Source organism: Caballeronia glebae, from assembly GCF_001545035.1.
Taxonomy (GTDB): domain Bacteria; phylum Pseudomonadota; class Gammaproteobacteria; order Burkholderiales; family Burkholderiaceae; genus Caballeronia; species Caballeronia glebae.
The window spans coordinates 1-568 of record NZ_FCOJ02000193.1 but is presented as its reverse complement, the minus strand read 5'-3'; the positions used below and the strand labels follow the sequence as shown (position 1 = coordinate 568).

Annotated in this window: 1 pseudogene; it reads left to right on the top strand. The window is 64.1% G+C overall.

Annotated elements, in window-relative coordinates:
- A pseudogene (locus tag AWB82_RS36760) lies at positions 1 to 568 on the top strand (ImcF-related family protein); the annotation flags it as partial.

The window sequence follows — 568 nt, the reverse complement described above, 5'->3', positions numbered from 1 at the left end:
CGGACAATCTGATCGCGAAGGCGCAACAGTGGGCGGGCAAGGACGAGAAGGATCCGTCGAAGCAAACACAGCCGCAACTCGCACCCCTCGCCACAGCATTTGCTCCGATCCTGCGTTTGACTGGCGCCGATCTCGCCGCGCCTGCGAATGCCAAGACGCCTGCGCAAACCGCCGCATTGGGCGAACTGAGCCTGCCGCGCTATCTGGAGCGCGTCACGGCGATGCGTCTGAAGACCCAGCAGATGATGCAGAGCGCCGACCCCGATGCGATGTCGCGCACGGCCGCGCAAGCGGTATTGCAAGGCAAGACTTCGGACATCGCCGACAGCCGCGACTACGCGAGCCGTCTCGCCGCGAGTCTTGGCGAGCAATGGTCGGGATTCGGGCGGCTCTTCGAAGCGCCGCTGGAACAAACGTGGCAGGTGGTGGTGCAGCCGGCGTCGTCGAGCCTGAACGAGATCTGGCGTACCTCAATTCTGGCTGACTGGAATCGTGCGTTCGGCGGGCGCTATCCGTTCGCCGATTCGGACAACGACGCGTCACTTCCGGACATGGTGCGCTTCATGCG